This is a genomic window from Shewanella sp. 8A (assembly GCF_023475945.1).
GTDB lineage: Bacteria > Pseudomonadota > Gammaproteobacteria > Enterobacterales > Shewanellaceae > Shewanella > Shewanella xiamenensis.
Genome location: NZ_JAMDJP010000005.1, coordinates 126,796 through 141,736, shown reverse-complemented (window position 1 = coordinate 141,736; position 14,941 = coordinate 126,796). Strand labels below are relative to the sequence as shown.

The window sequence follows — 14,941 nt, the reverse complement described above, 5'->3', positions numbered from 1 at the left end:
TAGGCTTTCATCTTTCTCGGAATTGGACCTGCAGAATTCGGATAGAGTAGCCTTTATTCAAACCGCTGTTCGCGTTCCTCATCATCCCGCTGTTCACGCAATTTCTCATACTCGATCCACTCAACCAGTTTTGCTGACACCGATTTAGCGGCCATCGCAATATTCGGATTCCCATGTTCAACTAACCCTCTAATAGCATCCGCTCTAGGTTGCATCGCATTTGCTCGGCTACCAGACCAAGATGAAGGAGTAACACGTTCAGCGAATACCTCCAGTATAGCGACCGGATCAGGAGCCACTTCCAACAGCCTGATGGCTGATTCCGATATTGTTATTGTCCCTTCATCCTTTGACCAAAGGCGGACACCCTTCGCGACAGCAACCCATACTCTGGTCTCGTTTCGACTACGACACCACTCAATCAAATCGTTCACATCAATTTTAGCGAGAGGAGTCCGACGCAAACCACCACGGCTAATAAAAAAGAGTCGCCAACGTTGTTGTTCTTCAGTTCCCTCAAAAATACGATCGAGGAATGCTTCTGACATCAATGCGGCGGTCGTCTCAATAGTCTTTTCAAAGTCATGAATGTAGCCATAGTTCTCATCAACAACAGAAAAAATCGTATCCAACCACTCTAGCTTTTCGGCTTCGTTACCATCGAAACGCAAAGCAGCACTGACGACCCGAGCCATATGATGATCCATAGACCCACCAGAATCGCGGTCACTGCTTGAAAACCTCTGTATAGCTGCCCTTAGGCCAACTAGTCGAAAGTCTGGACCAAGCGAGTCCACTACTTCCTTTTCGCCATATAGTCTCATGGTTAGAGCTTTTAAAACTACTTCATCACCATTTGACTTACTCAGAAGTCGCTGAGCAAGATCAAGAACACGGGCTCTAGGCAAATCAGCATAGTCGCCCCTCCATAAGATTGGCTCATACATCCAGGAGCTTGTGTCAGTATCTTCCAACAACGCTATACAGCGATCTAAATCGATTTCAGTAAACTCCCGCCGAGGGTGCAAGCCGACTAACACGCGTCGAAGTTTAGGATGTTGTGCGCACTGGTCGAGTAGCTCTTGGGTTAGAGCTGGATTGACGGAATCAGCAGCTTCAATGAAGCCGCCGAAGACTGAAAATCCTCTATTAGCTTCGGGTTGTAGTCCCAATTGATCAATGAGTTGCTGCCAGTTGACCCGCAAATCATGTGCCCCTTTCGCCAAGCCCCTCCCAAATGCGGTGCGATAGGGCATCCAATCGTTGGAGAACAGGTTACACCCCAACTCGTCAAGCTCATGCTCTGATGCGGCGAAGTCCTCACCCAATTGAAGCGCCTTGGCTTCAAGTCGCTTCTCAGCTTCGCTATGCTTGTTGGTGTCTTCATGATCAAAATCAACGTCAAGCGCCCAATAGTAGTGCTCATTACTGAGCACATATGTCATTATTTCCGAAACCAAGTCATGAGGTTCCAACTCCCTCTCCAATGCGGCAAGGTTGTCCGGCAGCGGCTCAATATTATCTTCACCATCTCGCTTGGTATGGTCGAAATAGATCGTTGAACGCACCGCTTTCCACCCCTCACCCCAAGGGTAATGCGCATGTAACTTGCGCGCGGCATCGATAAGTTTTTCCCTCATTGCAACTTGTCGCCACATGCCTCTAAAAGCTTTCGCCAGGGTCTGTCTTGCGAGATCTTCAAGAGTCGAATTACTAGAGGTTCCCAGTTTGACAGCAACGTCGATAAAGGCGCTACGCCACTGCACAAGCTGATCGTTATTGGGTTTAAATCCATAGTCTCTTGGGCGAGCACCAAACTCATGTCCCCCTGACCCACTCCACCGCGCTTCTAAGGCAGTAGAGAGCATCCTTAAACCCAGCGACCTACGTCCAGCAACACTTGATGAAAGACATTCATTCATGACCGCAACGCGCTGTTCTAAAGTAGCGTGGGTGCCAGAGAGATATGCCTGGAAGAACTTTGTTATCTGGTTTCGCACCGAGGCATTATTATTACTTTCCTCTTCTAAATCAGCCAGATGAATGAGCAATCTAATGCACCGTTCAAAGGTGCTCGGTTCATACGCCAGCAATAGCAGAAGATTGATAATTGACGTTCGCCGAGATTTATAACCCGGTTTCATGCCCTCAAAATCAGAGGAGATAAGTACCGCTTCAATCCTGTCGAGCAGAACTTCAGGCGCTACTGGTGCGATATAATCCAGCATTCGTGCCGATATATCGTTTAATTCTGTTATCCGCCCCAGCAATCCATCGGGTTGAAGCCAAGTTTCAACGATCTCTTTCGCCACAGGATGATCGTGCAACAACCCTAGCCTATGTGCGAAAGACATGAGTAAGCGTTGACGGTCAGGGGCTTCAAAGGTTTCTCTGAGTTGAGCAACTGGGATATTATTCAGTGCCGACATAGCCAACTTATTGGCAATGGCATGGGGCAAAATAGCTCTCCAATAAGCCCTCTTCTGTACTATATGGCGGTTTGATAACTTGTTGACTGACCGAGACAACTGGCTTGAGGAATACCCAAAGTTCGAACCCAATACCTCAAGTTCGTTTTGGCCTTTCCCAACAGTTGCTACCGAGAATGAATATACCAGAGACAGAATTTCAGCGTGCTCACGCAGGTTATCATCAGGGCCTTTACGCTGCTCAAACAAGCGATCAAACAACTGAATATCAGAAAGCTGAGCTAAACTCTCACCTTCCTCAACCCTCTCGGCAATAGCCAGAGATACCCTCGAATTACCATCAGCAAACGCGGCAATTCGGCGGGCGTTATTCTGGCCGATTTTAGGGAAACGGCGCAGCAGAAGCTGTTCAGCCACCTCAGGCCCTACTGCTTCTATATGGATGACCTCAGTGGTCTGAGGCTTATCGTCTCTGATGTCATATTCAACCGTGATAAGGCTGACCTTTGTACCTTTGGCAGAGACTTTACTGGCTAGTAAGGTGTGCAATTCAGAAGGGCAATTATCAAGGACCATAATAGCCCGTTCCCCCTCTGCAATCAGCCTATCTAGCATTGCTGTAGCAGAAGGCTCCGGGCTTTCACCTGTGTCGACATAGACTGCGATAGTCCGGTCAAGCGCATCTGTGCCAACTGTCTCATCGAAAAGTGCCTGTACGATTCTGGTCTTTCCAACGCCAGATAACCCAGTGATGCGAACCGCCTTTCTAGTAGAGCGAATAAGATCTCGCATCGGTGCAATGGCGTCATTAATGCTGAGCTGTTGCCCCCTGCCTGACGGCAGAGTGACGGTCACCCCTGGTGCTGAAATCAAGGTGTCCAGCGCCCCCTCTGGTGGATTACTCCATGCGCCGTATGGCTGCCAACCGGAATATCCCTGACCGAGATTTCTTTTTGTCCAGAGCATGACTGACGGATGTTGCCGTACCCATTGAGCCAGTTTAGAACGGTCGTAGAAGTCCAAGTAAAGATTGTCACTATTAGGATCATCCGCTACGGCATCTCGCATAGCTTTGAGGCGATCCCTCTTCATAAGAGGAGAGCAATCATCACCTAAGCTGACAATGATATAGCTCCCACCTTTTTTAGCATGTTCAGAGATGGTCGGAGACAGTTTCCCTGCGGTGACCATTTCCTTGGTAATTGCACCCCTCGGCATCGAATGCTTTTTTGCCTGAAGAATTGTGTTGGGCCTTTCGAGAAAACCTGTGCTCAGCTGAGCGACAGGGACTTGAACGTGAATATCAATCCCACCATCAGCAGCATTAATTGAACCTGACCAGTTTACATAGGCAGGGCTAAGCCCCTGCGCTGCTATTTCAGCCTCGGCGAGGCGAGCAATCAACTCTTCGAGCAGAGTATCAGAGAGTCGGAGTAATTCGTCTTTCTCAATATCAAAAATTGCCACGGTAATCCTCAGCTGAACATTTTGTTAACTCTATCTAGAGCAAGATAATTTTATCGGATAATCAAGAATTCGATAATAACAGCTCTTAGCCTAATGATTAAAAAGAAGTTTAAAGAGAAAAACCTTATCAAGAGATGTGTTAACTCAAATAGTGGTACACAATCCCGCATTGGAAAGAAAGTGCTGTCTTATATTATTACTCAGTTAAAGGACTGCAATTTGCGTCCGAAGCAATACTGACTGCTTCAGATTTTTGGATCACCTTGTTTTTTTAGAAAAAATATCGTCATCCCAATAAAAATGCCAGTCAATAAAATGACTGGCATTGAGATAAATCATAAATAGTATTTTATTAGCTATTTATATTTGGGCTATTCCCATTCGATGGTTGCAGGTGGCTTACCTGAAATATCGTAAACTACGCGGGAAATACCGTCGATTTCATTGATGATGCGGTTTGATACGCGGCCAAGGAAATCATATGGCAAATGTGCCCAGTGCGCGGTCATAAAATCAATGGTTTCAACGGCACGCAGTGACACCACCCAATCGTATTTACGGCCATCGCCCATTACACCGACAGAGCGAACCGGTAAGAACACGGTAAAAGCTTGGCTGACTTTGTTATAAAGATCAGCTTTGTGCAGCTCTTCGATGAAAATCGCATCGGCGCGGCGCAGCAAATCACAGTATTCTTTCTTCACTTCGCCAAGTACTCGTACACCTAAGCCTGGGCCAGGGAACGGATGGCGATAAAGCATGTTGTATGGCAGACCTAACTCGAGACCAATCTTACGCACTTCATCTTTAAAGAGTTCACGCAGTGGCTCAACTAGACCTAGCTCCATATCATCTGGCAAACCGCCAACGTTATGATGCGACTTAATTACATGGGCTTTACCTGTGGCGCTTCCAGCGGATTCTATCACGTCTGGATAGATAGTGCCTTGGGCTAACCATTTAGCGTTAACGCATTTCTTGGCTTCTTCGTCGAAAATTTCAACGAATACACGGCCGATGATTTTACGTTTCGCTTCTGGATCGGCTTCGCCTTTCAGCGCGTCAAGGAAGCGGTTTTCCGCATCCACATGGACAATATTGAGACCGAAGTGGTCGCCAAACATTTCCATCACTTGCTTGGCTTCGTTCAAACGCAGTAAGCCGTTATCGACGAATACGCAGGTCAGCTTCTTACCAATTGCGCGGTGCAGCAGCATGGCCACGACAGATGAATCCACACCACCAGACAGACCTAAAATCACTTCATCATCGCCAACTTGCTTTTTCAAGCGCTCGATGGCGTCTTCGATGATTGAAGAAGGTTTCCAGTTGGCCGCACAACCACAGATATCTAAGGCAAAGTGCGACAGCATACGCATACCTTGACGGGTATGGGTTACTTCAGGGTGGAACTGCACACCGTAGAAACGTTTTTCCTCACAAGACATGGCCGCGAATGGGCAAGTATCGGTTTTAGCTACGGCCACAAAGCCTTCAGGGATCGCCGACACTTTATCGCCATGGCTCATCCACACATCCAGCAGGGACTTACCATCGCTGCTAACGGCATCTTCAATACCTTTAAACAGGGCAGATTCGGCAAGCATTTCAATCTGGGCATAACCAAATTCGCCTTCACCCACGCCTTGGATCACTTTACCGCCAAGCTGTTCAGACATGGTTTGCATGCCATAGCAAATACCAAGAACTGGTACGCCAGCATTGAACACATATTCAGGTGCGCGGGGAGAGTTATCCGCAGTCACGCTTTCTGGGCCGCCTGCGAGGATAATGCCGTTCGGGGCAAACTCACGAATTTGGGCTTCTGTCACATCCCATGCCCATAACTCACAGTAAACACCAATTTCACGGATACGACGGGCAATCAGTTGGGTGTACTGAGATCCAAAATCGAGGATCAGTATCTTATGCTCATGAATATCGCTCATGGATAACCTTTATTTCATCTATTGTTTTAACTTAGCTCAAGACCAGAAGTGCAATCTTGAGGGCATACGGATCTTAATACTGGGGCGGCTAACTGCCGCCCCAGTATTACAAACGCTTAAGAACCTGAACGATAGTTCGGCGCTTCTTTAGTGATAGTCACATCGTGCACGTGGGACTCGCCCATGCCCGCTGAAGTAACTTTCACAAACTGGGCTTTTTCATTCAGCTCTTGGATAGTGGCACAGCCTGTTAAACCCATGCATGAACGTAAACCACCCATATGCTGATGGATGATTTCCTTCAGCTTACCTTTGTAAGGTACACGGCCTTCAATGCCTTCTGGCACAAGCTTGTCAGCAGCATTGTCAGATTGGAAATAACGATCGGAAGAACCTTGAGACATGGCGCCTAAAGAACCCATACCGCGGTATGACTTATAGGCACGGCCTTGATAAAGCTCGGTTTCGCCCGGCGCTTCATCAGTACCTGCGAACATTGAGCCCGCCATAATGCATGATGCACCCGCCGCTAACGCTTTGGCTAAGTCGCCAGAGAAACGCACACCGCCGTCGGCGATAACAGGGATACCTAATCCTTTTACGGCTTCGGCCGCATCAGAAACCGCAGTAATTTGTGGCACGCCCACACCCGTCACGATACGTGTGGTACAGATAGAACCAGGGCCAATACCGACTTTAACTGCGTTAACGCCGGCTTCAACTAAGGCCAATGCGCCTTCCGCTGTCGCCACGTTACCACCAATAATTTGTAAATCTGGGTATTTAGCGCGGGTTTCACGGATACGTTGGAGTACGCCTTCAGAGTGGCCATGGGAAGAGTCAATCAGTAGCACGTCAACGCCGGCTTTCACCAGCGCATCGACACGCTCTTCGTTACCCGCACCCGCACCCACAGCAGCGCCCACACGTAAACGACCTAACTCATCTTTACAGGCGTTAGGTTTACGCTCGGCTTTCTCGAAGTCTTTAACTGTGATTAAGCCTTTCAGCTTGAAGTTATCATCGACAACTAACACTTTTTCGATACGGTGAGAGTGCATTAATTTTTGCACTTCATCTAACTTAGTGCCTTCGGCAACCGTGACTAAACGCGCTTTAGGCGTCATCACTTCTTCTACGGTTTTGCTCCAGTCAGTCACGAAACGTACGTCACGGCCAGTGATAATACCGATCAGCTCATTGGCGTCGTTGACTACAGGATAACCCGCAAAACCATTCTTAGCGGTCAGCACTTTAAGATCGGCAAGTGTGGTTGAAGGCGTTACCGTTACAGGTTGTTGAACTACACCTGCTTCGTAAATTTTAACTTTACGAACTTCTTCGGCCTGCTTTTCTATGCTCATGTTTTTATGAATAAAACCTAAGCCACCTTCCTGTGCCATGGCGATAGCAAGACGCGCTTCGGTCACAGTGTCCATAGCGGCAGACACAAGCGGAATATTCAGTTCAATGGTATTGGTCAGGCGAGTTTTAAGAATGGCGGTATTTGGGAGTACAGTAGAATGCGCAGGAACAAGTAACACATCGTCAAAAGTTAGCGCTTCTTTAATTAAACGTAGCATAGGCAACATCTCCCCAGTTGAGTAGGATTTTAGAGGTGAAATATTGCGGCGGGATTATACCTTGCATCTAGGGAGCGGTAAATGGAAAATAGTGAAAAAATCCCATTTGCGCGAGAAAACACATGCAAGTCCCTAAAAATAATATTTATACCGTCTCACGCCTCAATGGTGAAGTCAGGCAAATTCTTGAGGGACAACTGGGTAAGATCTGGCTAAATGGGGAAATTTCCAACTTTTCAGCCCCCAGTTCAGGCCATTGGTATTTAACCCTTAAAGATCATTATTCACAAATTCGCTGCGCCATGTTTAAGGGACGCAACCAAAGCGTGAGCTTTAAACCTGTGAATGGCCAGCAGGTGATCGTAAAAGGTGCGATTAGTGTTTACGAGCCTAGGGGCGACTATCAATTATTGATTGAGTCAATGCTCCCCGCAGGAGACGGCTTACTGGCACAACAATTTGAAGCGTTGAAAATGAAGCTCGCCGCGCAGGGATTATTTGCCGCCGACACTAAACGCCAGCTTCCGAAAAATATTCAACGCATCGGGGTGATCACCTCCCCCACGGGCGCGGCGATCCGTGATGTCTTGCATGTGCTTGCCCGCCGTGACCCATCGATTGAAGTGATTATTTATCCGACACAAGTACAGGGTGAAAATGCGGATATGAATATCTGCCAAGCGATAAATATCGCCAATCAACGGCTTGAGGTGGATGTATTACTACTTACCCGCGGCGGTGGCTCGTTAGAAGATTTATGGTGTTTTAACAGCGAAGCGCTCGCCCATACCATTTATAACAGCGCACTGCCCATAGTGAGTGCCGTGGGCCATGAAGTCGATACCACAATAAGCGACTATGTCGCCGATGTGCGTGCCCCCACGCCCTCAGCAGGCGCAGAGCTGCTCTCACAGGACAGTGACAATAAAAGCCAACGTTTAGCCACAGTACTTGCCCGCCTTAAACAAAGCGCAAGCCACTATCAACTCAAGCAAGAGAGACGCTTAAGTTTGCTCGAGCACAGACTGCAACGCTTAGACCCTAAACGCACCTTACAGCAATTTGAGCAGCGTTTCGATGAGATGCAATTACGGCTCGAAGCCGCACTTTCTAACAAACTGCATGGCTTAAGTCGCCGTCAGCAGCAACTGGCAAGTCGCCTCGAGCAACAATCACCAAAACATAAACTCGCACTTGAGGCCAATCGTTTGAGCTATTTAGCAACGCGTTTGCGGGACGCAATGCAAGATACCCTCAATCAAAGCGAGCAGCGAATTAAATATGCTGCCCATCAACTGGAAACTGTCAGTCCATTAGCCACCTTAAGTCGCGGCTATAGCATCACAACTGACAAAAACGGTGAAGTTATCACATCTGCAAGTCAAATCAGTCTTGGTGATACAATTACAACTCAACTGTCCAACGAGCGTCTAATGTCTACCGTTACTCGTCTCCCATAATATTAAGCCTTTATTATTTTGCAGTTTATTGGGGAGTATGTGGCAAAAAGTGATAGGCTTTCTGCCATTTACTCTGCAAGCATTAGCTGCCACGCATGACGTGCAGTTAATAAACTAAAGATTTAGTCCTAAAGGCTAAAAATATTATCTTTATATAAACGACTAACTGTCACTTGATTCCTTTTTAAACATATTAACCAATGACCTTAAATTTTTATGTTGTGAATATTTCTTTGAATAAAGGCATATTGGCCCGAGAACATTGTTTCTAGTTGGACCATGACATACTTCTAAATTAGCATTATTACTAATCATAATGTTCGGTAGCAGTCCAATACCAACACCAGACTCAATCAAACGCTCAGCAAAATCTGGCGTATCAATAATTAACTTACGCTTAAACTCTTTGTTTCGATTTAAAGCTGATGATAAATCATGCCAATGATCCCAGACTTTTGAATGAACGAGTGTTGGACAGGGGATATCAAACTGTTCATTAACTTTTTTAGCCCAACTAAACTTTAATACATCAATAACACCCTCATTAATATATCTAGAATGACTATCAAATAACCCTTCAGTAATCACTATGTCAGCATCTTCCTTATCCAGCCAACTTTTAATTGCTGTCAACTCGCCAGTTTTAATATGAAATAAATTATTGTTTATCAACTCATCTGTCAAATAAGGTGCAACATACTTTGTGTAAAGCCTAGGTTGAGTAACAATTACTATTGGTTCTTCTTCAAAAAAATATTCTACAACACTATCAAACTCTTTATAACTATTGACTATTTTTTCTGCAACCAAATACAGCTTCTCACCTTCTTTAGACAGTGAAACGCGGCCTTGCTTTCTAATAAATAGTATTGTATCAAGATCTTTTTCTAATTTTATTATTTGTCCACTTATATTAGGCTGCGTTGTCTCCAATATCTCCGCAGCCCGTGAAAAGCTGGAATATTTTGCTGAAAAATAGAAAGCATGAACAGTGCCACTGCTAATCATAGATTAAAAACCTTGATTTAAAATAATGACAATATAGTCAAAAACCTACTTCTGCCCAACAAAAATATCACAACACGTGTCAAAAGTAACAAATATCAAAATATGGTGAACTAGATCTACCATTAAAAATAGAAGCCAAAGTTTATATTAACTCTTTTATCCCAATCATCACCTACTTCAGGTAAACCTATATGATCATTATTGGCGGTAGAGAAGGTCATATTTTTACCCATAATAAAGTCGATCATTGTGTAGGTAGGACCTGCAGAAATCGCCATACCAGTGACGTTTTGCATACTGTTATCGTAGCTATCGTCATCAACATCTGGCGTCATTAAACCAAAGTCGTTGTAGAACTTAATGCTACCCCAATCTGTGTTCACGGTTTTGGCAATGTTGATGTTATAGGCTTGGCCCTTAGAAGCAATTTCATACTGCCAGCTTACTACTGACACGCCAATTTTATTAGAGTCAATAGCATCTGCAGCATCGTATTCATATTGCATGGCTTGTATTTGTAAATTCCAGCCTTTGTAGCTGCTGTCTAAATGCAATGCTACAGCATAGCGATCGCCATTGTTGCCCGTCTCGCTGTTGTAGATTTGGCCATACTGCACAGAGCCACCAAAGGTAGTCGAGCCGCCTTCGTATTCTGTTGTATAAGTTTGTCGCACGTTTAACTGGTTAGTCTCTTCATTGTGATACTCAGTGCCATTGATGGTACCGGTATACAAATCGGTCGAATAACGCTTGTTCTCGGTCGCACCATACTCAGCACTTTTATAAAAGGCTACATCTGTATGCCAACCTTGGTTTTCATAAACCACTTTAACACCTACGTCAGAGTCATCTTCAAACCCTAAGTAATATGGCAAACCAAACCACCAACTATTTGATATTAACTCTCGATTACCAAAAGGAACCTTATTAATACCAACTTGAACTTGCAGATCATCATTTACATCATAGAAACCATAACCATGTTTAATGAAATTCGTTTTTGATGACAGTCTATAATCTGCAGATATCCCCCAGTCCCCTATTTTTCCATTTAACGTTAAAGTTGCAACATCAAAATAAAAATCCCCCCCTTTATATTTTGAAGCTTGGTCATAATCTCTATAAGCATAGTTCGCTCTAACCGAACCGCCAAATTTAATTCCTTCATCTGGCGTATCCGCATAAATACTAAACGCAGACAATCCAACAATTACAGAAATAAACTTACATAATAACTTAATGTTCATCAATTACTCCAAAGACATTAAACTGAAAGAATTATATTATTCATGGAAAAATGAAATAGTTATACTAGGTCGACTTATAGCGTGCAAAGCATATATAAAATGCCTTGCACGACAACCATCATTTAGAAAGTAACAAAAATTATCTTGTACTGTAGGTTTTTAAAAATTTAACACCGTTATTTATATCAGGAGTGTAAATTCTATCTTTAGATACAAATGGAACATATTTACGGTATTCATGAAGAAATTCACTCGTACCATTTCCCATTTTTTGGCTATATTCTTTTGTTCTGATATCCATACCTTGTGTGGTATGCAACACCTCATAAGAGTAAATTTCATAAGCAATATCTGCAATTTTATCTAAGCGATTTGCAATTAAATTGACGTTACTAAAAGTTTCCTCAATACCAACAGATGTTGGTACGCCATAAATTGCAGCACTATTGGTCAGAGACATTGCTTCAGCATAAAGACCGGACATTGACTGTGCAATATTAGCAAAACCATCACCACCGACATTTTCCTTAGAAATTAAGTATGTTGTTAATTTTGTACGGTGACCGTCATCTAATTGGGTAGTACGCCAGGCTGAAATATGAATCACTTGAGCAAGTGCACGACTCAAAGACTCCAGCTGCACTGCTAGCTGGGTATTATCAAAATTAGAACCTGAGTTTACAAAAACATTTTTTCCACCAACCCGTAAACCATTAACATAATCGCTATTGCTGTACCATAAATCATCTCTTGCATCTGTATGCACTATTGGATTATCTGTCGTATGGTTGATTGCGGTATTGAGTAACTCTTTTGCTTGGCGTAATTCTTCTTTCGCTGCTGCTAAGATTTGACCTGATGATCGAAAACTTAACGGGTCCTGTAAATTTCGCTTAGCATCAACACTCCAAAGATATGAACCTTTTAAATGAGATAAAATAGATTCTGCCGCTTCATGTCCCTGTGGCCATCCTTTTGTATCGACTGTATGCCATAGAAAAGGAGACACGTTACCATTTAACGCTTCTAAACTAGACGCAATTATCACAGATGATAGATCGAGTAGATGCTCCACTTTTTTCACTGCCGTAACCGATTGTGCTTCAGCTACATTACTATTTGAGAGAATTGAAATACCATCCATCCCAAATGGCTGATATTTTTTCAATCCTAGCTCTTTACGTACCTCAGCTGAAGAGCGCCGCTTTCCTTGGTACATGACATCCCACTCACCCATTAAGGCTAAGCCGACATGTGTCACCATACTCAAATCATTTGCACCTTCTGAACCTCGTGAAGGAATTAATGGATAAACATCATTGTTGATATATTCCATGTAGGCATTGGCAGCCTCAACACTCATCCCAGTAAATCCAGCAGCCATCTGGTTCAAACGGATAACCATCGCCATTTTAGATTCAGCTTCAGGTAAAAATGGCTCCATCCCTGCTGCTTGAATTCGCATTTGCCGCTCATTAAATTTAATCGACTCTGAACGATTCGGCTCATTTTCGACCGAAGACCCCGCGACACGCTGGTCTTTCAGCGCACCATAATTAACCGTTAATCCATAAATAGATCGCCCATCTTCAGCTGCATCAATAGGTGCTTTATAAGACGCTCGAATACGCTCCCAACCTTCTTTCGAAATGTTAACATCTTCACCGGACTTAGATATTTCCCAAAGTTTATCTACAGTCAATGAAGTACCATCAAGCGTATGAGTTGCTGCGATTGATGTCATAGGTAATATAGCGGCTATTACAAGCGGTATAGTTTTTAATTTCATGGCAACGTCCTATTATTAGTTTAATATAAAAATACCTAGTTATTTTTCGAATCAAGATTAATTAAGAATCAACAAATAGAGTCTATTAAATTGGAATTACTTTAAATTTGGGAACTTCACTATATGGCAATCACTACATATAGCATGTGATGGTTTATGCTCTGAATGACAAGCTGTACACTCCAATGTATTCCGATAGTGAGCAGAGTCATGGGGTAATTTATCGTATTTATTTTCTTTCGTTGGAATTTCGTCCATTGTACCATGGCATCTAATACAAAAACTTGAATCTGGTCTTTCATTCGGGATACCGCTACCGTGACATGTTTTACAACTGCCACCTTTTCCCATCAACTTAAAATGATGTTCTTTAATGGGGACTCCACTTAAAGTATTCTCCGTAGTGTAGGCTGATAAAGATGTCATTAATAAAGCACTAACCAAACCTAATTTATGTATATATTTCATCATTATCACCTATTACACTTTTCTAATCGCAGCTTGATTTCCTGCAATTTGTCCAAACACGAGACCATCAATAGAAGAGCAACCGCCTAATCGGTCCATTCCATGTGTACCACCAGTAACTTCACCAGCAGCAAATAAGCCTGAAATTGGTTCACAAGTGTTAGAATCAATAACTTCTGCATTAGGTGTAATAGCAACGCCCCCCATGCAATAATGTAACTTGGGTGACAATCGGATTGAATAAAATGGAGGTTTTAAAATTGTTTTCTCATCTAAAGGTTTATTAAACGGATCTTTTGCTTTACCTTGAACAATCTCATTCCATTCATTTACTGAATTTTTTAATGCATCAATATCAACATCATAACGTTTAGCTAATTCATCAAGCGTTTCTGACTTTTTAATTGCACCATCACGGTAAGCCGCTTTAAAACCTTCAGCATGATTTGCCGTTGCTTCACCACAAAATACAAATGGCATATTCGGTTTTTCTTTCGTACCTGAGGCCAATACTGCCAACTGCGCATCCGCACGAGTTCGACGGTCTGCTAATTCATTCATGAATCTCGCGCCAGTTTTAGGGTCAATTGCGATCCCTTCTGCAAAAGCATAATCCGCAAAGAAACTCGCAGGGCCTGCGCCCTTCTCATCTGGTGTAGCCCAAGGACCTAACTGGTACATGTCTAACATTACCGGCAGGGCTCGAATAGACAATAATGACTTAATCATGGTTGCTGAAGCGCCAGGCTGAGCAGTGCTTTCAAGTTCCTGATATGCAGGCATTGTTGTTTTAATAAACTGGTGATCTTGTCCCCATCCACCAGAAGCAACAATTACCCCTTTTTTAGCCTTATAAGCGAATTTACCTCTATTGGAACCACTCTTAAAATCGTATTTTTCACTGACGACAATACCTGTCACACCACTGTCGCCACGAATGACTTCTTCAACATTCGTTCTATTTTGAAATATGATCCCAGCCTTACGAAGGTAGTTATGCATAGGAACGACAATGCCACCACCGGATGCACTTTCGGGTAAATGTGCACGTGGAGCACTATGCCCACCGAGACGAATTACCTTGTCTTGAAACTTTACGCCACATTCCATCAGCATATCGTAGGCTTTGTGCGCTTCTGTAGCTAAAGTGCGACATAGTTCAGGATGATTAAAACCACGCCCAGCTTTAAGCATATCTTTGATCATTAATTCTGCGGAGTCTTTAATTCCTAATTTTTTCTGCATCGGTGTTAATGGCATACACATCAAGCCACCACATATAGCTGAGTTACCACCAAATGCCTCCATTTTTTCTAGCACTATGATATTTTTTATTCCTGCTTTATGAGCTGAATAAGCAGCCGACAGGCCAGCAAAACCACTGCCGATAATGATAATATCAAATTCTTTATCCCAAGCTCTTCCATAATTATCGTTCGATGCTTTAATTGGAAATGCCATAGCGGCGGTGACGCCTGTTGCTAACTTAAGGAAATCTCTTCTTCCGGCCATAATACCCTCACCCATTAAATATTCTATTT

Annotated in this window: 9 protein-coding genes; 1 reads left to right on the top strand and 8 read right to left on the bottom strand. The window is 43.8% G+C overall.

The window, feature by feature from the left end; translation table 11 throughout:
• Positions 1-53: 53 nt before the first annotated feature.
• The 3 genes from M0413_RS05660 to guaB form a co-directional block, all read right to left on the bottom strand.
• Complete coding sequence (locus tag M0413_RS05660) at positions 54-3,896, bottom strand: hypothetical protein (protein WP_249553430.1); 3,843 nt, start codon at positions 3,894-3,896, stop codon at positions 54-56.
• Between the two features lie 371 nt (positions 3,897-4,267).
• A complete protein-coding gene (guaA, locus tag M0413_RS05655) occupies positions 4,268-5,845 on the bottom strand; it encodes a glutamine-hydrolyzing GMP synthase (protein ID WP_037420668.1) in 1,578 nt (525 codons plus the stop codon).
• Positions 5,846-5,961: 116 nt separating this feature from the next.
• The gene (gene guaB, locus M0413_RS05650) at positions 5,962-7,428 is read right to left on the bottom strand and encodes an IMP dehydrogenase (RefSeq protein WP_140907529.1); all 1,467 of its coding nucleotides are present in this window, start codon (positions 7,426-7,428) and stop codon (positions 5,962-5,964) included.
• Positions 7,429-7,550: 122 nt separating this feature from the next.
• On the opposite strand from guaB, the gene xseA reads away from it, so the two are divergent.
• The gene (gene xseA, locus M0413_RS05645) at positions 7,551-8,888 is read left to right on the top strand and encodes an exodeoxyribonuclease VII large subunit (RefSeq protein WP_047534042.1); all 1,338 of its coding nucleotides are present in this window, start codon (positions 7,551-7,553) and stop codon (positions 8,886-8,888) included.
• Between the two features lie 162 nt (positions 8,889-9,050).
• On the opposite strand, the gene M0413_RS05640 is transcribed toward xseA, so the two are convergent.
• From M0413_RS05640 to M0413_RS05620, 5 genes are all read right to left on the bottom strand, one after another.
• Positions 9,051-9,896 (bottom strand): LysR family transcriptional regulator, encoded by an 846-nt coding sequence (locus M0413_RS05640; protein WP_047534045.1) that lies wholly within the window; start codon positions 9,894-9,896, stop codon positions 9,051-9,053.
• Between the two features lie 122 nt (positions 9,897-10,018).
• A complete protein-coding gene (locus tag M0413_RS05635; protein ID WP_249553427.1) occupies positions 10,019-11,143 on the bottom strand; it encodes a putative porin in 1,125 nt (374 codons plus the stop codon).
• Between the two features lie 139 nt (positions 11,144-11,282).
• Positions 11,283-12,932, bottom strand: a complete 1,650-nt coding sequence (locus M0413_RS05630; RefSeq protein WP_047534051.1) for an HAL/PAL/TAL family ammonia-lyase — start codon at positions 12,930-12,932, stop codon at positions 11,283-11,285.
• A 96-nt stretch (positions 12,933-13,028) separates the two neighbouring features.
• On the bottom strand, positions 13,029-13,400 hold the full coding sequence (locus M0413_RS05625; RefSeq protein ID WP_249553425.1) for a cytochrome c3 family protein: 372 nt from the start codon (positions 13,398-13,400) through the stop codon (positions 13,029-13,031).
• A 12-nt stretch (positions 13,401-13,412) separates the two neighbouring features.
• Entirely contained in the window at positions 13,413-14,927 is a 1,515-nt protein-coding gene (locus tag M0413_RS05620; protein ID WP_249553423.1) for a flavocytochrome c, read from the bottom strand.
• Between the last annotated feature and the right edge of the window lie 14 nt (positions 14,928-14,941).

Bases quoted from the DNA above. Each gene is read 5' to 3' on its own strand.
- guaB (WP_140907529.1), bottom strand. From the start codon at position 7,428: ATGCTACGTTTAATTAAAGAAGCGCTAACTTTTGACGATGTGTTACTT.
- guaA (WP_037420668.1), bottom strand. From the start codon at position 5,845: ATGAGCGATATTCATGAGCATAAGATACTGATCCTCGATTTTGGATCT.
- M0413_RS05635 (WP_249553427.1), bottom strand. From the start codon at position 11,143: ATGAACATTAAGTTATTATGTAAGTTTATTTCTGTAATTGTTGGATTG.
- M0413_RS05625 (WP_249553425.1), bottom strand. From the start codon at position 13,400: ATGAAATATATACATAAATTAGGTTTGGTTAGTGCTTTATTAATGACA.
- M0413_RS05640 (WP_047534045.1), bottom strand. From the start codon at position 9,896: ATGATTAGCAGTGGCACTGTTCATGCTTTCTATTTTTCAGCAAAATAT.
- M0413_RS05620 (WP_249553423.1), bottom strand. From the start codon at position 14,927: ATGGGTGAGGGTATTATGGCCGGAAGAAGAGATTTCCTTAAGTTAGCA.
- xseA (WP_047534042.1), top strand. From the start codon at position 7,551: ATGCAAGTCCCTAAAAATAATATTTATACCGTCTCACGCCTCAATGGT.
- M0413_RS05630 (WP_047534051.1), bottom strand. From the start codon at position 12,932: ATGAAATTAAAAACTATACCGCTTGTAATAGCCGCTATATTACCTATG.